The organism is Streptomyces sp. NPDC050549 (assembly GCF_040655035.1).
Classification (GTDB): Bacteria; Actinomycetota; Actinomycetes; order Streptomycetales; family Streptomycetaceae; genus Streptomyces.
Window position 1 is genome coordinate 24,073 of sequence record NZ_JBFAJD010000003.1, and the last position, 21,520, is coordinate 45,592.

At 69.7% G+C, this 21,520-nt stretch carries 18 protein-coding genes; 7 read left to right on the forward strand and 11 right to left on the reverse strand.

From position 1 onward, the window contains the following. Window positions 1–5: 5 nt before the first annotated feature. The 3 genes from alaS to AB0I51_RS06160 are packed head-to-tail and all read right to left on the reverse strand — an operon-like array spanning window position 6 to window position 3,491. Window positions 6–2,678 carry an alanine--tRNA ligase gene (gene alaS, locus AB0I51_RS06150; protein ID WP_362971948.1) on the reverse strand — a complete coding sequence of 891 codons (2,673 nt, stop codon included), beginning with the start codon at window positions 2,676–2,678 and terminating at the stop codon, window positions 6–8. Beyond that, window positions 2,678–3,037: a hypothetical protein gene (locus tag AB0I51_RS06155; RefSeq protein WP_362971949.1), complete on the reverse strand. Its 360-nt coding sequence runs from the start codon at window positions 3,035–3,037 to the stop codon at window positions 2,678–2,680. Before AB0I51_RS06155 ends, alaS begins: the two co-directional genes overlap by 1 nt. Window positions 3,038–3,044: 7 nt before the next feature. After that, complete coding sequence (locus tag AB0I51_RS06160; protein WP_063739143.1) at window positions 3,045–3,491, reverse strand: DUF948 domain-containing protein; 447 nt, start codon at window positions 3,489–3,491, stop codon at window positions 3,045–3,047. 152 nt (window positions 3,492–3,643) lie between these two features. Here AB0I51_RS06160 and AB0I51_RS06165 point away from each other — a divergent pair, with 152 nt between their 5' ends. Further along, window positions 3,644–5,806, forward strand: a complete 2,163-nt coding sequence (locus AB0I51_RS06165) for an AAA family ATPase (protein ID WP_362971952.1) — start codon at window positions 3,644–3,646, stop codon at window positions 5,804–5,806. 31 nt (window positions 5,807–5,837) lie between these two features. Here the strand turns inward: AB0I51_RS06165 and rpsD are convergent, their stop codons facing one another. From rpsD to AB0I51_RS06180, 3 genes are all read right to left on the reverse strand, one after another. Continuing rightward, window positions 5,838–6,452 (reverse strand): 30S ribosomal protein S4, encoded by a 615-nt coding sequence (rpsD, locus tag AB0I51_RS06170; RefSeq protein WP_362660023.1) that lies wholly within the window; start codon window positions 6,450–6,452, stop codon window positions 5,838–5,840. Window positions 6,453–6,765: 313 nt separating this feature from the next. Continuing rightward, window positions 6,766–8,121, reverse strand: a complete 1,356-nt coding sequence (locus AB0I51_RS06175) for a replication-associated recombination protein A (protein ID WP_362971954.1) — start codon at window positions 8,119–8,121, stop codon at window positions 6,766–6,768. Window positions 8,122–8,168: 47 nt separating this feature from the next. Next, on the reverse strand, window positions 8,169–8,825 hold the full coding sequence (locus AB0I51_RS06180) for a vitamin K epoxide reductase family protein (RefSeq protein WP_362971956.1): 657 nt from the start codon (window positions 8,823–8,825) through the stop codon (window positions 8,169–8,171). Window positions 8,826–8,967: 142 nt separating this feature from the next. Here AB0I51_RS06180 and AB0I51_RS06185 point away from each other — a divergent pair, with 142 nt between their 5' ends. Genes AB0I51_RS06185 through AB0I51_RS06200 form a run of 4 tightly spaced genes read left to right on the forward strand, consistent with a single transcriptional unit; the run spans window position 8,968 to window position 12,528 of the window. Continuing rightward, window positions 8,968–9,834: an ABC transporter ATP-binding protein gene (locus AB0I51_RS06185; protein WP_362971958.1), complete on the forward strand. Its 867-nt coding sequence runs from the start codon at window positions 8,968–8,970 to the stop codon at window positions 9,832–9,834. Beyond that, the gene (locus AB0I51_RS06190) at window positions 9,831–10,676 is read left to right on the forward strand and encodes an ABC transporter permease (protein ID WP_362971960.1); all 846 of its coding nucleotides are present in this window, start codon (window positions 9,831–9,833) and stop codon (window positions 10,674–10,676) included. Before AB0I51_RS06185 ends, AB0I51_RS06190 begins: the two co-directional genes overlap by 4 nt. Further along, window positions 10,673–11,908, forward strand: a complete 1,236-nt coding sequence (locus AB0I51_RS06195) for a sensor histidine kinase (RefSeq protein ID WP_362971962.1) — start codon at window positions 10,673–10,675, stop codon at window positions 11,906–11,908. The genes AB0I51_RS06190 and AB0I51_RS06195 overlap by 4 nt, the downstream gene beginning before the upstream one ends. Beyond that, window positions 11,905–12,528, forward strand: coding sequence for a response regulator transcription factor (locus AB0I51_RS06200; protein WP_362971964.1), 624 nt, complete (start codon window positions 11,905–11,907; stop codon window positions 12,526–12,528). The genes AB0I51_RS06195 and AB0I51_RS06200 overlap by 4 nt, the downstream gene beginning before the upstream one ends. Before the next feature lie 156 nt (window positions 12,529–12,684). Here the strand turns inward: AB0I51_RS06200 and hisS are convergent, their stop codons facing one another. Both hisS and AB0I51_RS06210 read right to left on the reverse strand, forming a co-directional pair. Next, window positions 12,685–13,947, reverse strand: coding sequence for a histidine--tRNA ligase (hisS, locus tag AB0I51_RS06205; protein WP_362971966.1), 1,263 nt, complete (start codon window positions 13,945–13,947; stop codon window positions 12,685–12,687). Window positions 13,948–13,960: 13 nt separating this feature from the next. Further along, window positions 13,961–14,668 carry an MBL fold metallo-hydrolase gene (locus tag AB0I51_RS06210; RefSeq protein ID WP_362971968.1) on the reverse strand — a complete coding sequence of 236 codons (708 nt, stop codon included), beginning with the start codon at window positions 14,666–14,668 and terminating at the stop codon, window positions 13,961–13,963. A 179-nt stretch (window positions 14,669–14,847) separates the two neighbouring features. On the opposite strand from AB0I51_RS06210, the gene AB0I51_RS06215 reads away from it, so the two are divergent. Beyond that, complete coding sequence (locus AB0I51_RS06215; RefSeq protein ID WP_362971970.1) at window positions 14,848–15,666, forward strand: peptidylprolyl isomerase; 819 nt, start codon at window positions 14,848–14,850, stop codon at window positions 15,664–15,666. Between the two features lie 135 nt (window positions 15,667–15,801). Then, window positions 15,802–17,031 carry a DUF349 domain-containing protein gene (locus tag AB0I51_RS06220; RefSeq protein ID WP_362971972.1) on the forward strand — a complete coding sequence of 410 codons (1,230 nt, stop codon included), beginning with the start codon at window positions 15,802–15,804 and terminating at the stop codon, window positions 17,029–17,031. A gap of 74 nt (window positions 17,032–17,105) precedes the next feature. On the opposite strand, the gene AB0I51_RS06225 is transcribed toward AB0I51_RS06220, so the two are convergent. The 3 genes from AB0I51_RS06225 to secF form a co-directional block, all read right to left on the reverse strand. Further along, window positions 17,106–19,646, reverse strand: coding sequence for a RelA/SpoT family protein (locus AB0I51_RS06225; RefSeq protein WP_362971974.1), 2,541 nt, complete (start codon window positions 19,644–19,646; stop codon window positions 17,106–17,108). Between the two features lie 216 nt (window positions 19,647–19,862). Continuing rightward, window positions 19,863–20,402, reverse strand: coding sequence for an adenine phosphoribosyltransferase (locus tag AB0I51_RS06230; RefSeq protein ID WP_362971976.1), 540 nt, complete (start codon window positions 20,400–20,402; stop codon window positions 19,863–19,865). Then, the gene (gene secF, locus AB0I51_RS06235; RefSeq protein ID WP_362971978.1) at window positions 20,399–21,520 is read right to left on the reverse strand and encodes a protein translocase subunit SecF; all 1,122 of its coding nucleotides are present in this window, start codon (window positions 21,518–21,520) and stop codon (window positions 20,399–20,401) included. Before secF ends, AB0I51_RS06230 begins: the two co-directional genes overlap by 4 nt.

Here is a 21,520-nt window from a genome sequence, read left to right on the forward strand (position 1 = left end):
GCTTCTTACTTCGCCGTGTCGGCGACGAGGCGCTCGACGGCGTCGACGGCCTCGCCGACGGCGGCCGGGTTCTGGCCGCCGCCCTGGGCGACGTCCGGCTTGCCGCCACCGCCGCCGCCGAGGGTCTTGGCGGCGGCGCGCACCAGGTCACCGGCCTTGAGACCGCGCTCGCGGGCGGCCTCGTTGGTGGCGATGACGGTGAGCGGCTTGCCGTTGTTGACCGTGAAGAGGGCGACCACGGCGGCGCGTCCGCCCTGGATACGGCCGCGCACGTCGAGGACCAGCTTGCGCAGGTCGTCGGGGGTCGTACCGTCCGGGACCTGGCCGGTGACGACGGCGATGCCGTGCACGTCCTTGGCGGACTCGACGAGACCGGCGGCGGCCTGGAGCACCTTCTCCGCGCGGAACTTCTCGATCTCCTTCTCGGCGTCCTTCAGCTTGCCGAGCATGGCGGAGACCTTCTCCGGAAGCTCCTCCGGGCGGCCCTTCATCAGCTCCTGGAGCTGGGCGACGACCGTGTGCTCACGGGCGAGGAAGTTGTAGGCGTCGACACCGACGAGCGCTTCGATACGACGGACTCCGGAGCCGATCGACGACTCGCCGAGCAGCTTGACCAGGCCCAGCTGGGAGGTGTTGTGGACGTGGGTGCCGCCGCACAGCTCCTTGGAGAAGTCGCCGATGGTCACGACGCGGACCCGCTCGCCGTACTTCTCGCCGAACTCGGCGATGGCGCCCTGCTTCTTGGCCTCGTCGAGGCTGAGGATCTCGGCGTGCACGTCCAGGTCGCGGGCGAGCACCTCGTTGATCTTCTGCTCGACGTCGGTCATCACGGCGGTGGGAACCGCGGACGGCGAACCGAAGTCGAAGCGGAAGCGGCCCGGCTGGTTCTCCGAACCGGCCTGCGCGGCCGTCGGACCGAGGGCGTCACGCAGCGCCTGGTGGGTGAGGTGGGTGGCCGAGTGGGCGCGGGCGATGGCGGTGCGGCGGCGGATGTCGATCGCCGCTTCCGCCTTGGCGCCGACGGTGACCTCGCCGAACTGGACGACGCCCTTGTGGACGTAGACACCCGGTACCGGCTTCTGGCAGTCGCGGATCTCGATCACGGCACCGGACTCGACCTTGATGCGGCCGGTGTCGCCGATCTGGCCGCCGCCCTCGGCGTAGAACGGGGTGCGGTCGAGGACGATCTCGACCTCGTCGCCCTCGGTGGCGGCCGGGGAGGAGACGCCGTCGACGAGGATGCCGACGATGGTGGACTCGCCCACGGTGTCCGAGTAGCCGATGAAGTCGGTCTCGCCGGCCTGGTCGGCGATGGCGCGGTAGGCGCCGACGCCGGCGTGGCCGGTCTTCTTGGCCTGGGCGTCGGCCTTGGCCTGGTCGCGCTGCTGCTTCATCAGGCGGCGGAAGCCGTCCTCGTCCACGGAAAGGCCCTGTTCGGCGGCCATTTCGAGGGTGAGGTCGATCGGGAAGCCCCAGGTGTCGTGGAGCAGGAACGCCTTGTCGCCGGCGAGGACCGTGCCACCCGACTCCTTGGTGTCGGAGATGGCCGTGTCGAGGATGTTGGTGCCGGCCTTCAGCGTCTTGAGGAAGGCGGCCTCCTCGGCGAGGGCCACGGTCTCGATGCGCTGGCGGTCGGTGACGAGCTCCGGGTACTGCTGGCCCATCATCGCGATGACCGTGTCGATGAGGTCCTTGACGACCGGACCCGTGGCACCGAGGAGACGCATGTTGCGGATGGCGCGGCGCATGATGCGGCGCAGGACGTAACCGCGGCCCTCGTTGCCGGGGGTCACGCCGTCGCCGATGAGCATCACGGAGGTGCGCATGTGGTCGGTGACCACGCGCAGGGAGACGTCCGAGTCGTGCGCGTCGCCGTACTCGACACCGGTCAGCTCGGTGGCCTTCTTGATGACGGCCATGGAGGTGTCGATCTCGTACATGTTCTGCACGTCCTGCAGGATCATCGCGAGGCGTTCCAGGCCTAGGCCCGTGTCGATGTTCTTGCTGGGCAGCTCGCCGAGGATCTCGAAGTCTTCCTTGCCGATGCCCTCGCCGCGCTCGTACTGCATGAAGACGAGGTTCCAGATCTCCACGTACCGCTCGTCGTTGACGGCCGGCCCGCCCTCGACGCCGAACTCGGGGCCGCGGTCGTAGTTGATCTCGGAGCACGGGCCGCAGGGGCCGGGAACGCCCATCGACCAGTAGTTGTCCTTCTTGCCGAGGCGCTGGATGCGCTCGGCCGGGACGCCGATCCTGTCGCGCCAGATGGTCTCGGCCTCGTCGTCGTCGAGGTAGACCGTGATCCACAGGCGCTCGGGGTCGAGGCCGTAACCACCCTTGTCCTGGGGCGAGGTGAGCAGCTCCCAGGCGTAGGTGATGGCGCCTTCCTTGAAGTAGTCGCCGAAGGAGAAGTTGCCGCACATCTGGAAGAACGTGCCGTGCCGGGTGGTCTTGCCGACCTCTTCGATGTCGGGCGTACGCACGCACTTCTGCACGCTGGTGGCGCGCGGCCACGGCGGCTTGACCTCGCCGAGGAAGTACGGCTTGAAGGGGACCATGCCGGCGGGGACCAGGAGCAGAGTCGGGTCGTCCGCGATGAGCGACGCCGAGGGGACAACGGTGTGGCCGCGCTCCTCGTAGAAGCTCAGCCAGCGGCGGCGGATTTCAGCCGACTCCATCAGTGGTCCTCATTCCGGTTGTACGAGTACGTCGTCCTGTCGTTTCTTTCGACGGACATCGGGTTCGTGCGGTTCTCGATGGCGATGTGCTGCCTGGGGGCGGGGAGTTCGGGGTCGACCGGGGCGTTGATCCCCAGCGCGTCGCCGAGTTCGGCCTCCCGCTGGGCCATGCCCGCGCGGACATCGAGCGCGAAGCCCACCGCGCTGTCCTTGAGCCGGTGCCCGGCTTCGAGCGCCTTGTTGGCCGCGGAGACGGCGAGGTGCTCGGGGGTCAGCTGCTTCAGCTTGCGGTTGACCTTGGTGGTCGCCCAGACACCGGCGGCCACGCCCGTGCCGAACCAGAACGTACGGCGGAACATCGCTCGGTCAGTCCTTCTTCCGGGTGCGTTTGCCCCGCCGTCCGGCCGGGACGGTACGGCCCACGATCACCGTACGACGGGACGCCCCCGACGGCGCGGGCACGTCCTCGCGCCGGCCGCCCAGGGCCCGGCGGACGCCGTAGCCGAAGGCCGCGACCTTGACGAGGGGACCACCGAAGGTGGAGGCGACAGTGGTGGACAGGGCGGAGGCGTTCGAGGTGACTTCCTGGACGTCGGAGGCGATCGCGTCGACCCGGTCGATCTGGGTCTGCGCCGAGCGCACCGCCGCGGAGGCGTCCGCCAGGAGCGGGACGGCCTGGTCGGTGACGTCCGCGACGAGCTTGGTGGTCGCCTTGAGCGTCTGGGCCAGCCTCACCAGTGCGACGGCGAGGAAGGAGACCAGGATTGCCCAGAAGACGGCCACCAGGATCCCGGCCACCTCTCCACCGGACACCTGACACCCTCTCTCGCAAACACCTGTAGATAACTGGCCCCGAGCCTATCGCGCCGGGCGTGGCGCTCCGTACCGCATTCCCGCCCCGCGCGCAGTGGAGTTGAGCGAAGCGATTGTACGGACTGAATACGGTTCAGTACGCTCCGTGTTCCATGCGAGCTTCCCATGACGGCGACGCCACCGCGGACGGCAATCTGCCCCTCGAACCCGACCGGTTCGTGGGCCGCACGGCCGAACTCACCGAACTGGCGCGGGCGCTCGACGCCTCGCGTCTGGTCACGGTGACCGGGCCTGGCGGGGTCGGCAAGTCCCGGCTCGCGGCCCACGCCGCGGCCCGGTCCGCTCCCCCGGACGGCGTGTGGCGGGTGGAGCTGGCGCCGGTGCGCGATCCGGAACTCGTGGACTTCGCGGTCGTGGAGGCGCTGGGGCTGACGGATCACACCACGCGGCTGCCGCGCGAGGCACTCCTCGCCCATCTGACAGAGCGTCAACTTCTCTTGGTGCTGGACGGGTTCGAGCATCTGGTGGAGGTGTGCGCCCCGCTGGTCGCCGAGTTGGTGGGGCGGGTGCCGGGGCTGCGGGTGCTGGCGGTGGGGCGGCGGCCGTTGGAACTGGCGGGCGAGCGCGTGGTGGCGCTGGCGCCGTTGGGCCAGGGCGAGGCGACGGAGCTGTTGGCCGAGCGGGCCGCGCAGCAGGGGGTCGTCCTCGGCGAAGAGGACGCTGACGTACGGGAGTTGTGCCGGCGGCTGGACGGGATTCCGCTCGCCGTGGAACTGGCGGCGGGGCGGCTGCGGGCCCTGTCGCCCGGGGAGTTGCTGGCGCGGTTCGACGACCGGTTCCGGCTGCTGGCCGGCGGGCGCAGGGACGCGCTGCCCCGGCACCAGACACTGCGGACGGCGATCGGCTGGAGCCATGAACTGTGCACGCCCGAGGAGCGGTTGCTCTGGGCGCGGCTGTCGGTGTTCGCCGGGCGCTTCGACCTGGAGGCCGCCGAGTACGTCTGCGGTGGCGACGGACTGCCCTCGGACGGCGTCCTCGACGTGCTGTCCGAACTGCTCGCGCAGTCCGTGGTCGTCCGCGAGGAGACACCGGCGGGGCTGCGCTACCGGATGCTCGACACGATCCGCGCCTACGGCGCCGACTGGCTGGAGGCGACCGGGGACGTGGCGCGGCTGCGGCGCAGGCACCGCGACTGGTACCTGGGGCTGGCCACTTGGTGCGAGCTGGACTGGTTCTCGCCGCGCCAGGGCGAGGTCGCCGCGCGGGTCGAGGCGGAGCTGCCGAATCTGCGCGGGGCCCTGGAGTACTGCCTGACCGAGCCGGACGAGACGCATCTGGGCCAGTATCTGGCGGGCTCCCTGTGGTTCTACTGGGCGGGCTGCGGGCGGCTCTCGGAGGGCCGGCACTGGCTGGAGCAGGCCGTGCAGCTCGATTCCGACAACGACCAGTCGCGCCTGAAGGCCCTGTGGGTGCTCGGCTATGTGGCGATCCTCCAGGGCGACACCGTGCCCGCGCTCGCCGCGCTCCAGGAGTGCCGCGAGGAGGCGGACCAGACCGCGAACCACACGGCCGTCGCGTACGCCGAGCACCGCACCGGCTGCCTGGCGTTGGTCACGGACGACATGCCGCGCGCGGAAACCCTGCTGCGCTCGGCGCTCGACCGCTATCAGCAGATCGGCGAGCTGAACAGCAACGTGCTGATGGGCCAGGTCGAGCTGGCGATGGCGCGGGCCTTCCAGGGCGATCTGGCGGACGCGGTGAAGCTGTGCGAGGACGTACGGCGGGTCTGCGAGGACCACGGCGAGCGGTGGACCCGGGCGTACGCGCTGTACGTCCTGGCCTACGTCGCCTGGAGCGAGGGCGAACTCCCGCTCGCGCGCGACCTGTTGGCGGACTGTCTGGGCAGCGCGCACGGTTTCCGCGATCTGCTGGGCTCGGTGCTGGCGGTCGAGCTGCTGGCCCTCGTCACGGCGGCGGAGGGTGATGCCGCCGAGGCCGCGCTGCTGCAGGGCGCGGCGGGCGGGATGTGGCCGTCGGTGGGTCTGCCGCTGTTCGGTTCGGCGTACTACAACGCGCCGCACGAGCTGTGCGAGGCGATGGCCCGGGAGCGGCTGGGCGACGGACCGTACGAGGAGCGCGTACGCGAGGGTGCGCGGCTCGGCCGGGAGGCGGCCGTGGCACGGGCACTGGGGCAGCGGCGGCCGCTCGACGCCGTACCGGTGCCGCATGGGCCGGTACGGCATGCGCCGGTGGGCGTGGACATGCGAAAGCCCGCCGCCTCGCCCACCCGTAAGGGCGGAGAGACGGCGGGCTGACGCGAAAGGTGGTGCTACGTCCGTGAGGTGATCAGCGGGCGTAGTACTCGACGACGAGCTGCTCGTCGCAGATCACCGGGATCTCCTTGCGGTTCGGCTCGCGGTCCAGGCGGAAGGCCAGGGCGGCGAGGTTCACCTGGAGGTAGCGCGGGGTCTCGCCGTCGGGGGCGAAGCCACCGGCGCGGGAGACCTCGAACAGGGTCTTGCTGCGGCTGCGCTCGCGGACCATGACGACGTCGTCCGGCTTGACGCGGAAGGACGGCTTGTCGACCTTCTGGCCGTTGACCTCGATGTGGCCGTGAACGACCATCTGGCGGGCCTGGTAGATCGTGCGGGCGATGCCCGAACGCAGGACCAGCGCGTCGAGACGACGCTCCAGCTCGATGATCAGGGCCTCACCGGTCTTGCCCTGGACCTTGGAGGCACGCTCGTAGGCGCGGACGAGCTGGCGCTCGGACACGTCGTACTGCGCGCGCAGACGCTGCTTCTCCAGCAGACGGACCTTGTAGTCCGAGTTCTGCTTGCGGCCACGACCGTGCTCACCCGGCGGGTAGGGACGGGCCTCGAAGTACTTGACGGCCTTCGGGGTCAGCGCGATGCCGAGGGCACGCGACTTCTTGACCTTGGGGCGGGACTGGTTCGCCACGATGTCTCTCTCTGTCTGTCGGCTTGTCAGGGTGGTGAGGGAGGTCGCATCCGCAGCCGGGGAAACCCGTCGGGCCCCTTGCGGGACCTGGTGGGCAGCCGCTCCCCTGATCTGGGCACTACGTGCAGCACGCGAGTGGCCCACCGACCGGTGCCGTCCTGCGACGGATGGTGGTGGGCTGCCCGCGACACCATTCGAACGGTGCGCGACGCTCCTGGAGCCGGTCCCAGGACTGGGCCCTTTGACTGGCTCCGGCTGACCGTCCCGTTCTGACAGCACGGGACACAGCACTTCGGGGGATTCTACAGGGTGTTCAGGACCGCTTTCGACCGAGGTGTTTGCGGGTCCACTCGACGGCGTCCGCGTACCGGGCCTCGGCTCCGTGGCGGGTCGGCTCGTAGTACTCGCGGTCCTTGAGCTCCTCCGGCGCGTACTGCTGCTCGGCGATCCCCTCGGGCAGGTCGTGCGGGTAGACGTACCCCTGGGCGTGCCCGAGCTTGGCCGCGCCCTTGTAGTGCCCGTCCCGCAGGTGCATCGGCACCGGGCCCGCGTGCCCCTTGCGTACGTCCTCCATGGCGGCGCCGATCGCCGTGGTCGCCGCGTTCGACTTGGGGGCGAGGGCGAGGGCGATGGTGGCGTGGCTGAGGGTGAGCGCGGCCTCCGGGAAGCCGATCATCGCTACGGCCTGGGCGGCGGCGACCGCGATCGGCAGCGCGTTGGGATCCGCGAGGCCGATGTCCTCGCTCGCGGAGATCATCAGGCGGCGGGCGATGAAGCGGGGGTCCTCGCCCGCCTCGATCATGCGGGCCAGGTAGTGCAGGGCCGCGTCGACGTCGGAGCCGCGGATGGACTTGATGAGGGCGCTGGCCACGTCGTAGTGCTGGTCGCCGTCGCGGTCGTACTTCACGGCGGCCCGGTCGACCGTCTCCTCCAGGGTCTGGAGGGTGATGTCCGGCTCGCCCTTGTCGAGGGCGGCCCCGGCAGCGGCCTCCAGTGCGGTCAGCGCGCGGCGGGCGTCGCCGCCGGCGATGCGCAGCAGATGGTTCTCGCTGTCCTCGGGGAGGGTGACCGCGTCCTTGAGGCCGCGCTCGTCGGACAGGGCCCGGCGCAGCAGGGCGCGCAGGTCGTCGTCCGTGAGGGGTTCGAGGGTCAGGAGGAGGGAGCGGGACAGGAGCGGGGAGATCACCGAGAAGTACGGGTTCTCCGTGGTCGCCGCGATCAGGGTCACCCAGCGGTTCTCGACGGCGGGGAGGAGGGAGTCCTGCTGGGCCTTGCTGAAGCGGTGGATCTCGTCGAGGAAGAGGACGGTCTCCTTGCCGAAGCCGCCGGTCGCGCGCCGGGCGCCGTCGATGACCGCGCGGACCTCCTTGACCCCTGCGGTGATCGCGGACAGCTCCACGAACCGCTTGTTGGTGGCCTTGGAGACGACGTAGGCGAGGGTCGTCTTCCCGGTGCCGGGCGGCCCCCAGAGGATCACCGAGGACGGTCCGGCCGGGCCGCCCGAGCCCTCGCCGACGAGCCTGCGCAGGGGTGAGCCCGGCTTCAGCAGGTGCTGCTGGCCCACGACCTCGTCGAGGGTGCGCGGGCGCATCCGTACCGCCAGGGGACTGCTGGACGGGTCCTTCTCCTGGCGTTCTTCGGCTGCGGCGGTGAAAAGGTCGGGCTCCACGTCCAAAACCCTATGTCACCGCACTGACAATCCCGTCGGGGCCGAGGTCAGGCCCAGAGCTGGGTGCCCCAGCGGGTCAGGATCAGCATGGCGATGATGCCGACGTGGGTGACCGGGAGGACCCAGGTGAACTCGCCCAGGAAGTTCTTCACCGGGCGCGGGACCTTCAGGAAGTCGTTGCGCATGTTGAACGACGTGACATACCAGAACATCGTGATCGTGGCGACCCAGGCCAGCGAGCACCACAGGCACAGCGCGTTGATCCGGTACAGCGACTGGAACTGCAGCCAGGTGCAGAAGCCCACTCCGAAGAGCGTGCCGAAGTTGAAGGTCAGCCAGTACCAGCGCGGGAACTTCACCCGGGTGAGCAGGCTGACGCCGACGCAGATGACGATGCCGTAGGCGACCAGGCCGAGCATCGGGTTCGGGAAGCCGAAGGCGGCGGCCTGCTTGCTCTCCATGACGCTGCCGCAGGACACGATCGGGTTGATGCTGCAGCTCGGGGTGAACGTCTTGCCCGCGAGCTTGCCCTCAAGGATCTTGAACTTGTCGATCGTGATGACCCACGCGGCGAGCAGACCGGCCGCACCGGTGATCACCAGCAGCACGGCGAAGGCCCGGCTGCTGCCGACCGTGCGCGGCTCCTCGGCCGTGTGCTCCGGCTCGGAGTCGGTGGAGACGTCCTTCACTGTCGTCTTGCTCATCACGCCGATCCGTCACTTGAGAGTTGGACCATCTTCGGGCAGGGCCATTGTGCCGCACGCACGGGCCTGTCCACCGTTCGGTGGACATAAGGAAGTACGCACGGTCGTCCCTGAGCGCTCGATTCCGGACGATGCTCATGGCATGACAACACAGGCGAACGAACTCGCAGTGGATGTGCGGGGGCTGCGCAAGCAGTACGGGGACGTGACCGCCGTAGCCGGAATCGATCTCGAAATCCGTACGGGAGAGGTGTTCGGGCTGCTCGGGCCCAACGGCGCGGGCAAGAGCACCACGGTGGAGATCCTCCAGGGCAACCGGGGACGGGACGCGGGCGAGGTCCTGGTACTCGGGTCGGACCCGGCGACGGGCACGCGCGCGTGGCGTTCCCGGGTCGGCATCGTCTGGCAGGACGAATCGGCACCCGCGGAGTTGACGGTCGGCGAGACCGTACGGCACTTCGCCCGCTACTACCCGCGTCCGCGCGACCCCGAGGAGGTCATCGGCCTGGTGGGTCTGGAGGCCAAGGCGGACAGCCGCATCAAGGCGCTCTCGGGCGGCCAGCGCAGGCGTCTGGACGTGGCCCTCGGAGTGATCGGCGATCCGGAACTCCTGCTCCTGGACGAGCCGACGACCGGTTTCGATCCGGCGGCCCGGCGCCAGTTCTGGGACCTGATCCGCAAGCTCGCCGGCGAGGGCACAACCATCCTCCTCACCACCCACTACCTGGAGGAGGCGGAGAACCTCGCCGACCGCCTCGCCATAGTCGCCAAGGGCCGTGTGGTCGCCGAGGGCGAACCGGCCGCCCTGCGCGAGCGCCACGGCACCGGAGCCACCGTCGAGTGGACCGAGCCGGACGGCACCCCGCGCGCGGAGCGCACCGACACTCCCACCAAGGTCGTGGCCGAGCTCATGCACCGCTTCGACGGCGAGATCCCCGGCCTGCTGGTGACCCGCCCCACCCTGGAGGACGTCTACCTCCGGCTGACCGGACAGGAGGACGTGCGATGACCACGACGGCAGTGCGGGCCCGGTCCCGGACCTCCGAGGGACGGCTGCCCGGCGCCTGGGGGCTCGGGCTGCGGCGCGGGGTGCTGGAGCTCAAACAGTTCTTCCGCCAGCGCGACCAGGTGGTCTTCACCTTCGCCTTCCCGGTCGTCTTCCTCTTCCTCTTCGCGTCGATCTTCAAGGACGACGTCCGAGGCGCGGGCGTGACCGCCTCCCAGCTCTACGTCCCGGCCATGATGGCCGCCGGCATCATGTCGACGAGTTTCCAGTCCCTCGGCATCTCGATCGCGATCGAACGCGACGAGAAGGTGCTGCGCCGGCTGCGCGGCACGCCGATGCCACCGGCCGCGTACTTCCTCGGCAAGATCTGGCTGGTTCTGGTCACGGGCCTGCTGGAGACGGCGATCCTGCTGTTCGTCGGGACCAGCTTCTACGGCGTGGACCTGCCCTCGTCCGCCGGCAAGTGGCTGGACTTCGGGTGGATCTTCGTGCTCGGTCTCACGGCATGCGCGTTGCTCGGCATCGCGGTCAGCTCAGTCCCCAAGTCCGGCAAGAGCGCGACCTCCGTGGTCGTACTGCCCTTCCTGGTCCTGCAGTTCATCTCCGGGGTGTACATCTCGATCGACACGATCCCGGACTGGATGCTCAACATCGGTGCCCTGTTCCCGCTGAAGTGGATGTGCCAGGGGCTCCGCGGGGTGTTCCTGCCCTCGTCGGCGCAGGTGCTGGAGCAGGCCGGTAGCTGGGAGTTCGGGAAGATCGCGCTGGTGCTCGGGGCATGGTGCGTCGGAGGATTGCTGCTGTGCCTGCTGACCTTCCGGTGGAAGAACCGGCGCGACGGATGACCGTTCCCGCCCCGGTGAAGGGCTCGTACACCTGGGACCGCTCCTTCCGGCTCTGGGACACGTACTTCGCCCTGATCTGGCTGGCCACCCTGGTGTTCGTGCTCGGCACGGACAAGCCGGGGTGGCCGGTGCGCGTGGTGGCGGCCGGGCTGCTCGCCCCGCTGGTTCCGCTGTACGTCTGGTTCGGGCGCCCTGTCCTGCGGGGCGATCCGCCCGACGAGCGGCGGGCCGTCTCCTACCTCGCGGCGCAGATGGCGCTGTTCCTGCCGTCGGCGGTGCTGGTCGGCGAGACCCGGCTGATGGCCTTCGCCCTCGTCCCGCCCTGCTTCATGATGCTCCGGCTGCGCTGGGCACTGATCGCGGTGACCGTGATCAACATCGCGCCGGTGATCGGCTGGGCGCTGCTGTGGTGGCCCGGCGCCCACGACGTGTTCTTCAACTCGGTGTTCGCCGCGGTCACCCTGGTCTTCTCGATGGCCCTGGGTAGCTGGATCATCCGCATCATCGAACAGAGCCAGGAGCGCGCCGAGTTGATCGCCGAACTGGACGCGAGCCGCCACGAGGTTTCCCGGCTGTCGTCGGCGCACGGCGCGCTGGCCGAACGCGAGCGCATGGCCCGGGAGATCCACGACACCCTCGCCCAGGGCTTCACCAGCCTGCTGATGCTGATCCAGGCGGTGGAGGCCGAGCTGGACGAGGACCTCCCGCAAGCCCGTCGCCACCTCGCCCTGATGGACGAGACCGCCCGGCAGAACCTCGCCGAGGCCCGTGCCCTGGTCGCCGGCGGCACCCCGGCCGACCTCGCCGACGCCTCACTGCCGGACGCCCTGCGCCGGCTCGCCGCCCGCCATGACGCGGCGCTCCAAGTCACCGGCCCGGTAAGGGCGTTGCCTGCGGCGCCCGAGGTGGTCGCGCTGCGTTCCTGCCAGGAGGCTCTTGCCAACGCCCGCAAGCACGCGGGGAGTTCGGCGAAGGTGAGCCTCACGCTGGCGTACGCCGACGATCAACTCACCGTGTCGGTACGGGACGACGGGTGCGGCTTCGACCCGGCCGCGGTGGCCGGCGGCTACGGCCTGGCGGGGCTGCGCACCCGGGCCGCCGAGGTGGGCGGGACGGCTCGGGTGCGCAGCGTGCCGGGCGGCGGCACGACGGTGACGGTCCGGCTGCCGGTGTCCCCCGCATCCGCCGCATCCCCCGCATCCCCTGCGTCGCCCTTGAGGAGTCCCCGATGATCCGGATCGTGCTGGCCGACGACCATCCCGTCGTACGGGAGGGTCTGCGCGCCATGCTCAGTGCCGAACGGGATCTCGACGTGATCGCCGACGCGTCCAGCGGGCCGCAGGCGGAGGCGCTGGCGGCCGAACTCCGGCCCGACATCGTGCTGATGGACCTGCGGATGCCGGGCGGCGGAGGTGTCGACTCCATCGTGCGGATGAGCGAGGCCGGGCTGCCGTGCCGGGTGATCGTCCTCACGACGTACGACACGGACCGGGACATTCTGCGCGCGGTGGAGGCGGGGGCGGCGGGCTATCTGCTGAAGGACCTGCCCCGGGGTGAACTGGCCGACGCGGTACGGGCCGCCGCGCGGGGCGAAACGGTGTTGGCGCCCTCGGTGGCGGCGCGGTTGGTGGACCAGTTGCGGACGAAGCCGGAGCGGCCGCGGTTGTCGGAGCGGGAGACGGCCGTACTGCGGTTGGTGGCGGAGGGGTGCACGAACGCGGAGATCGGGCGGCGGTTGTACATCGGGGAGTCGACCGTGAAGACCCATCTGCTACGGGTCTTCGGGAAGTTGGGGGTGGACGACCGGACGGCGGCGGTGACGAGTGCGATGCGGTACGGGTTGCTGGACTAGCGATTCCTCGCCCCCGCCGCCCCTGCCCGTCCCGTACCTGGGGGCTGCCGCCCCCAGACCCCCGCTTCGGCCTGAACGGTCTCGTCCTCAAACGCCGGACGGGCTGAAAGACCAGGAAACTCAGCCCCTCCGGCGTAGTCCCCGCCCCGCCCCACCTCAGCCCAGCTTCGACTCCAGCTCCGCCACGATCTCGTTCACCGCGACCGCCGACTGCTCTCCGGACTCCATGTCCTTGAGCTGTACGACGCCCTCGGCGAGGTCCCGTTCGCCCGCGACGATCGTGTAGCGGGCGCCGCTGCGGTTGGCGCTCTTCATGGCGCCCTTGAGGCCCTTGGAGCCGTAGGAGAAGTCGGCCGCGATGCCCAGCTTGCGGAGTTCGGTCACCTTGGCGAACAGGACCCGGCGGGCCTCCTCGCCCAGCGGGACCGCGAACACACTCGTGGACGCGGGGAGTTCGAGTTCGACGCCCTCCGCCTCCAGGGCCAGGACCGTGCGGTCGACGCCCAACGCCCAGCCCACGGAGGGCAGTGCGGGGCCGCCGATCATCTCGGACAGGCCGTCGTAGCGGCCGCCGCCGCCCACCGCGGACTGGGAACCCAGACCGTCGTGGACGAACTCGAAGGTGGTGCGGGTGTAGTAGTCCAGGCCACGGACCAGCTTCGGGTCGTCCTCAAAACCCACGCCCGCCGCGGTGATCAGTTCGCGGACCTCCTCGTGGTACGCCTTGCAGGCGTCGCACAGGTAGTCGCGCAGCAGCGGGGCGTCCGTCAACTGCTTCTGGACATCCGGGCGTTTGTCGTCGAGGACCCGGAGCGGGTTGATGTCCGCGCGGCGGAGCGTCTCCTCGTCGAGGTCCAGGCCGCGCAGGAAGTCCTGGAGCGCGGCGCGGTAGACCGGACGGCATTCCTTGTCGCCCAGGCTGTTGAGGAGGATGCGGAAGTTCCTGAGGCCCAGGGAGCGGTACGCCTGGTCCGCCAGGATGATCAACTCGGCGTCCAGCGCCGGGTCCTCGGCACCGATCGCCTCGGCGCCCACCTGGGAGAAGTGGCGGTAGCGGCCCTTCTGGGGGCGCTCGTAGCGGTAGTAGGAGCCCGAGTACCAGAGCTTGACCGGGAGGTTGCCCAGCTTGTGCAGGTTGGCCTCGAGTGCCGCGCGCAGTACGGAGGCCGTGCCCTCGGGACGCAGGGCGAGCCGGTCGCCGCCCTTGGTCTCGAAGGCGTACATCTCCTTGGTCACGATGTCGGTGGACTCACCGACACCGCGCGCGAACAGCTCGACGTTCTCGAAGCCGGGCGTCTCGATGTAGCCGTAGCCGGAGTTGCGCAGCGGAGCGGCGATCGCCTCGCGTACGGCGAGGTACTTGGCCGACTCCGGCGGAATCAGGTCGTACGTGCCCTTGGGGGCCTGAAAGGTGCTCACGAAAAGTCTCTCGTCACATTCCTCGTCGGGGAGCTTCCGAGCTCCCGAGGCCGGCGGCCACCTCCCGCAAGTACGGGTTGGTGGCGCGCTCCTGGCCGATGGTCGTCTGGGGGCCGTGGCCGGACAGCACCACGGTCGAGTCGTCGAGCGGCAGGCACACACGGGCCAGCGAGTCGAGGATCTCGGCGTGGGAGCCGCCGGGCAGGTCGGTGCGTCCGATGGAGCCGGCGAAGAGCAGATCCCCGGAGAAGAACACGGAGGGGATCTCCGGGTTCTCGGGCATCCGGAAGGTCACCGACCCCTTCGTATGGCCCGGCGCGTGCGCGACCGAGAACTCCAGTCCCGCCAGCTCCAGCCGCGCGCCGTCGGTCAGCTCCTTGACGTCGTCGGGCTCCCCCACGGTCAGCTCGCCCATCAGCGGCATCCCGATCGAGCGGCCGAGCGCCTTCTCCGGGTCGCTCAGCATGTAGCGGTCCTCGGGGTGGATCCAGGCCGGCACGTCGTGCGCGCCGCACACCGGGACGACCGAGGCCACATGGTCGATGTGGCCATGGGTGAGGACGACCGCGACGGGCTTGAGCCGATGCTTCTTCAGCGCTTCCTCGACTCCCTGGGCGGCCTGATGGCCCGGGTCGATGATCACGCACTCCTCACCGGCGGCGGGGGCGACGAGATAACAGTTCGTCCCCCAGGCCCCGGCGGGGAACCCGGCAATGAGCACGATCGTCCTTCGTTGTGTCGATACGGGTGGGGATAAGGATCCCTGCCTCAGTGGTCAGAGCCTACCGGCGCTGCCGAATCCTCAGCGAACCCATATACGGTACGGGGCACACGCAGGCGGTCGGCTCACAAGACGCACGCGTCCCAGTCGACGTACGAGACGCATGAGGAGAGAATCCGGTGGTCACCCAGGAACAGCGGAAGCGGCAGCTCGCGCGGGAGAAGTTCTTGCGGCAGCAGCAGCGGCGCACGGCCGCGCGGCGCAAGGCGCGGGCGCGCAACTCGGTGATCGCGTCGGTGCTCGGCGTGATCGTGATCGGCAGCGTCGTGCTGTACACGACCGGGGTCATGAAGGACGACAAGAAGTCCAACGCGAGCGCGGACGTGACGCCCAGTGCCTCGGCGACGAGCAAGGCGCCGGACCCGTGCGCGAAGCCGGCCGCGGGCAAGATCAAGACGGAGACCTGGAAGAAAGAGCCGGCGATCACGATCGACAAGTCGGCGAAGTACACGATGAAGCTGGCGACGACCTGCGGCGACATCGACATCGCGCTGAAGACGTCGGCCGCGCCGCACACCGTGAACTCGTTCAACTTCCTTGCGAGCAAGGGCTTCTTCGACCACACGAAGTGCCACCGGCTCACCACCAACGGCATCTACGTGCTGCAGTGCGGCGACCCGACGGGCGCCGGCAGCGGCGGTCCCGGCTACACGATCCCGGACGAGAACCTGAAGGACACCAGCCTCAAGGGCGGGTCGTACCCGGCGGGCACGGTGGCGATGGCCAACACGGGTCAGAAGCACACCGGCGGCAGCCAGTTCTTCCTCGTCTACAAGGCCAGTCCGCTCCCGGCGAGCTACACCCCGTTCGGTACCATCTCGGCCTCCGGGATGAAGGTTCTGAACAAGATCGCGGCGGCCGGTGAGAGCACGGGGCAGGGCGACGGCGCACCGAACGCGACCGTCGTGATCAACAAGGCGACCGTCACCAAATCCTGACCGTCAACAGGGAAACTTCGGTCGCGCGGGATGCGGACAGGCAACCCGCCGGTCGCCTATGTTGGCCGTGACGAAACTGTGGACGATGCCCGGGGGCACAGAGGCCCTGTGCAGGCATCATGTGGAGGAGGCGCTGTGAGCAGCGACCCGTGGGGACGCGTCGACGAGACGGGGACCGTGTACGTGCGTACGGCCGACGGCGAGCAGGTCGTCGGTTCCTGGCAGGCCGGCTCCCCTGACGAGGCGCTGGCTTACTTCGAACGCAAGTATGAGGGCCTGGTTGTCGAGATCGGCCTCCTCGAAAAGCGCGTGAAGACCACCGACCTGTCGGCGAAGGACGCGCAGGCCGCCGTCGACCATCTGCGCGAGCAGGTCGACGCCCACCACGCGGTCGGCGACCTCGCCGCACTGCGGGTCCGGCTCGACAAGCTCGTGGAGACCGTCGAGGCCCGCCGCGAGGAGCGCAAGCAGCAGCGCGCCAAGCAGTCCGACGAGGCCCGGCACGCCAAGGAGGCGCTGGTCGTCGAGGCGGAGGAGCTGGCGCAGTCCGACCAGTGGCGGGCCGCCGGTGAGCGGCTGCGCGCCCTGGTGGACACCTGGAAGGGTCTGCCGCGCCTGGACCGCAAGTCGGACGACGAACTGTGGCACCGCTTCTCGCACGCCCGGTCGGCCTTCTCCAAGCGCCGCAAGGCGCACTTCGCGTCGCTGGACGCGCAGCGCGAGGAGGCCCGCAAGACCAAGGAGAAGCTGGTCGCCGAGGCCGAGGGCCTGTCGTCCTCGACGGACTGGGGTCCCACGGCCGCGCGGTACCGCGAGCTGATGTCCGACTGGAAGGCGGCGGGCCGCGCCCAGCGCGAGCACGAGGACGATCTGTGGAACCGCTTCCGCGGCGCCCAGGACGTCTTCTTCGCCGCCCGCAGCTCCGTCTTCGCCGAGCGGGACGCGGAGCAGACGGAGAACCTGAAGCTCAAGGAGGAGCTCGCCGAGGAGGCCGAGAAGCTGCTGCCGATCGGCGACCTCAAGGCGGCCCGCGCGGCCTTCCGCTCGATCAACGAGCGCTGGGAGGCCATCGGCCATGTGCCGCGTGACTCCCGTCCGAAGGTCGAGGGCCGGATGCACGCGGTGGAGCGGGCCCTCCAGGAGTCCGAGGAGACCGAGTGGCGCCGGACCAACCCGGAGGCACGCGCGCGTGCCGAGGGTCTGACCGGCCAGCTCCAGGCCGCGGTGGACAAGCTCAAGGGCCAGATCGAGCAGGCGCGCGCCCAGGGCAACAACTCCCGCGCCGACAAGCTGGAGCGCGAGCTGGAGGGCCGCCAGGCCCTGCTGGACCAGGCGCTGAAGGGCCTCCAGGAGTTCGGCGGCTGACACGGTCGTAGGCATGGAGAAGGGGCCCCCGTACATCGCGTACGGGAGCCCCTTCTTCGTATGTGCCCTGTCCGCTACGACTTGTTGCGCGCCGACGTCACGCGGTAGACGTCGTAGACGCCCTCCACTCCCCTGACCGCCTTCAGGACGTGGCCCAGGTGCTTGGGGTCGCCCATCTCGAAGGTGAAGCGGGAGGTGGCGACGCGGTCGCGGGAGGTCTGGACGGCCGCGGAGAGGATGTTGACGTGCTGGTCGGACAGGACGCGGGTGACGTCCGAGAGGAGCCGGGAGCGGTCCAGGGCCTCCACCTGGATGGCGACCAGGAAGACCGAGGACTGGGTGGGCGCCCACTCGACTTCGAGGATGCGCTCGGGTTCGCGGGACAGTGACTCCACGTTGACGCAGTCGCTGCGGTGAACCGATACGCCGCTACCCCGTGTGACGAAACCGATGATGGGGTCGCCGGGAACGGGCGTACAGCAGCGGGCCAGTTTGACCCACACGTCGTCGACGCCCTTGACGACGACACCCGGGTCGGCGTTCGACCGGCGCTTGCGGCCCCGGCCGGGCGTCGGCGGCACGCTCTCGTCGATCTCCTCGGTGGCCGCCTCCTCGCCACCGAGCGCCTGCACCAGCTTCTGTACGACGTTCTGCGCGGCGACATGGCCCTCGCCGATCGCCGCGTACAGCGAGGAGATGTCCGGGTAGCGCATCTCGTGCGCGAGCGTGACCAGGGAGTCGCCGGTAAGGATGCGCTGGATCGGCAGGTTCTGCTTGCGCATCGCGCGGGCGATGGCGTCCTTGCCCTGCTCGATCGCCTCGTCGCGGCGCTCCTTGGAGAACCAGGCTCTGATCTTGTTGCGGGCGCGCGGCGACTTGACGAAGCCGAGCCAGTCGCGGGAGGGGCCCGCGCCGGGTGCCTTGGAGGTGAAGACCTCCACCAGGTCGCCGTTGTCCAGGGTGGATTCGAGCGGTACGAGCCGACCGTTGACCCGTGCTCCTATGGTCCGGTGGCCGACCTCGGTGTGCACCGCGTAGGAGAAGTCCACCGGGGTGGCGCCGGCGGGCAGCGCTATCACGTCGCCCTTGGGCGTGAAGACGAAGACCTCGTTGCGGGACAGGTCGAAGCGCAGGGACTCCAGGAACTCGCCCGGATCCTCGGTCTCCTTCTGCCAGTCGAGCAACTGGCGCAGCCACGCCATGTCGTTGAGGTGGTCGTCCTTGCCTGTGGTCCTCGGCTGGTCCGAGCGGACCTTTGAGGTGCCGGCGACGGCCTCCTGCTTGTACTTCCAGTGCGCGGCGATGCCGTACTCGGCGCGGCGGTGCATGTCGAAGGTGCGGATCTGGAGCTCAACAGGCTTGCCGTTGGGGCCGATCACCGTCGTGTGCAGCGACTGGTACATGTTGAACTTGGGCATCGCGATGTAGTCCTTGAACCGGCCGGGGACCGGGTTCCATCGCGCGTGCACGGTGCCGAGAGCCGCGTAGCAGTCGCGGACGGTGTCCACGAGGACGCGGATGCCCACCAGGTCGTAGATCTCCGCGAAGTCGCGACCGCGGACGATCATCTTCTGGTAGACGCTGTAGTAGTGCTTCGGTCGGCCGGTGACGGTCGCCTTGATGCGGGCGGCGCGCAGGTCGGTCTGGACCTCGTCGGTCACTATGGCCAGGTACTCGTCACGCTTCGGTGCCCGCTCGGCCACCAGCCGGACGATCTCGTCGTACATCTTGGGGTAGAGGATCGCGAAGGCGAGGTCCTCCAGCTCCCACTTGATGGTGTTCATGCCCAGGCGGTGGGCGAGCGGCGCGTAGATCTCCAGGGTCTCGCGCGCCTTCTTCTCCTGCTTCTCGCGCTTGAGGTAGCGCATGGTGCGCATGTTGTGCAGGCGGTCGGCGAGCTTGATGACCAGGACGCGCGGGTCCTTGGCCATGGCGACGACCATCTTGCGCACGGTCTCGGCCTGCGCGGCCTCACCGAACTTGACCTTGTCGAGCTTGGTGACGCCGTCGACGAGGAGGGCCACGGAGTCGCCGAAGTCGCGGCGGAGCTGGTCGAGACCGTACTCGGTGTCCTCGACGGTGTCGTGCAGCAGGCCGGCCATCAACGTCGCCGGGTCCATGCCGAGTTCGGCCAGGATCGTGGTGACGGCGAGCGGGTGCGTGATGTACGGGTCGCCGCTCTTGCGCTTCTGGCCGCGGTGCCAGCGCTCGGCCACCTGGTAGGCGTTCTCGACCTGGCGGAGGGTGGCCGTCTCGATCTTCGGGTCGTTGCTGCGCACTATCCGCAGCAGGGGCTCCAGGACCGGGTTGTACGGGTTGGAGCGCTGCACGCCGAGACGGGCCAGGCGGGCGCGGACGCGGTTGGAGGAGCCGCCGCCGGTGCGGGCGGGCTGACCGGCCGTGGGCCGGGGCGCGGGGGCCGGTGCCGGGCGCTCGGGCTGGTCCGGCTTGGGGCGCGAGGACTCCGCCGCCTTGTCGGCGGGCGCCGTCTGGGCGTGCTCCGCCGTCCCGCTCGGCTCGCCGGCCGCGGTCGTCGCGCCGGGCGCGGGCTGTGCCGCGGGGCCCGGGGTGGGCTCGGGCTTGGCGGCGGTCAGGGGCTGGGCCTCGTCTGCCAAGAGGACTCCTCGTGCGCGATCCGGGTCCCCCGGTCAGGCTCCGGAGTGCCCATGGTAGCGATCCCGGGCTCGGGGATCGCCTTCAGGCCCATGTGAGGGCCGTCTACCGGTGAAACACGAGAGGCGGGCACCGGATTCCTCCGGGCCCGCCTCCGCGGTGTCCTACGGGTGTCACAGGGCTTTTCTGAGGCCTTCCTGTGGCTTTCCCGACGGTGTTCAGATCTGGAGCAGGGCCTCCAGGGGAGCCCCGGCGAGGGCAGGCGCGAGCCGGGCCCGGCCGCCCAGGAAACCGAGCTCCATCAGGACGGCCACACCGGCGACCTCGGCGCCCGCCCTGCGGATCAGCCGCAGGGAGGCCTCGGCGGTACCGCCGGTGGCCAGGACGTCGTCGACGACCAGGATGCGGTCCACGGCGCTCAGGTCCTCGGCGTGCACCTCGATCTCGGCGGAGCCGTACTCCAGGTCGTACGCCTGGCTGAGGGTGGCTCCGGGGAGCTTGCCCGCCTTGCGCACGGGGATGAAGCCGACGCCCGCGCGGACGGCCACGGGGGCACCGAGGATGAACCCGCGGGCCTCCAGGCCGACGACCTTGGTGGCTCCGGTGGTCACGACGATCTCGGCGAGCGCGTCCGTGAGGGCCGTGAACGCGGCCGGGTCCGCCAGGAGCGGGGTGATGTCCTTGAACATCACGCCCGGCTCCGGGTAGTCGGCCACATCGCGGATACGGCTGAGCAGCAGCTCCTGGACGTCGGTCATCGGCGCTTCCCCGAGGGGCGGCCACGGCCGCGGTTGCGGGACGCCGGCTGGGTGCGCGGTCCTACGACCGCTGCCGCGTCCTCGTCGTCGTAGTCGTCGTCGTCCGAGTGGTCGGTGACCTCGGGCTCGACCGGCTCGCCCTGCGCGGCGGCCTGGGCCCGCTTGGCGAGGACGCGCTTCTTGAGCGCCTTCATCTGCGGCTCGGCCTCCTTGAGGTCGGCGACGAGCGGCGTGGCGATGAAGATCGAGGAGTACGCACCGGCCGCGAGACCGACGAACAGCGACAGCGAGATGTCGTTGAGGACACCCGCGCCGAGGAAACCGCCGCCGATGAACAGCAGGGCCGCGACCGGCAGCAGCGCGACGACCGTGGTGTTGATGGAACGCACCAGGGTGCCGTTGATCGAGCGGTTGGCGATGTCGCTGTAGGTCCAGCGGGTCTGCTTGGTGATGTCCTTGGTCTGCTCCTTGAGGCTGTCGAAGACGACGACCGTGTCGTAGAGCGAGTAACCGAGGATGGTCAGCAGACCGATCACCGTGCCGGGCGTGACCTCGAAGCCGACGAGGGCGTAGATGCCGATGGTGATGGTGATGTCGTGGATCAGGGCGACCAGCGCGGCCAGGGCCATGCGCCACTCGAAGGCGATCGCCAGATAGATCACGACCAGCACCATGAAGATCGCCAGGCCCTCCCAGGCCTTGTTGGCGATCTGGTCGCCCCAGCTGGGACCGACCAGGTCGGCGGCGATGTTCTCGGAGCTGACGTTCAGGTCCTTGGCCAGCTGCGCCTTGATGGTGTCGGACTTGTCGGTGTCGATGCCCGCGATCTGGATGCGCAGGCTGCCGTCGCCGAGCTTCTGGACGACCGCCTCGTGGCCGGAGGCGTCCTGGGCGTACTTCTCGGCCTGGGTCACCGAGGCGCTCATGTGCTTCGGCGTGGTGAAGGCGGCGCCGCCCTGGAACTCGATGCCCATGTTCAGGCCGCGCACCGTCAGGCCGAGGATGGCCGTGATGGTGATCAGGATCGAGATGCCGTACCAGATCTTGCGATTGCCGACGAAGTCGTACCCGACCTCGCCACGGTGCAGTCGGGCGCCGAGGTTGCCGAGCTTCGACAT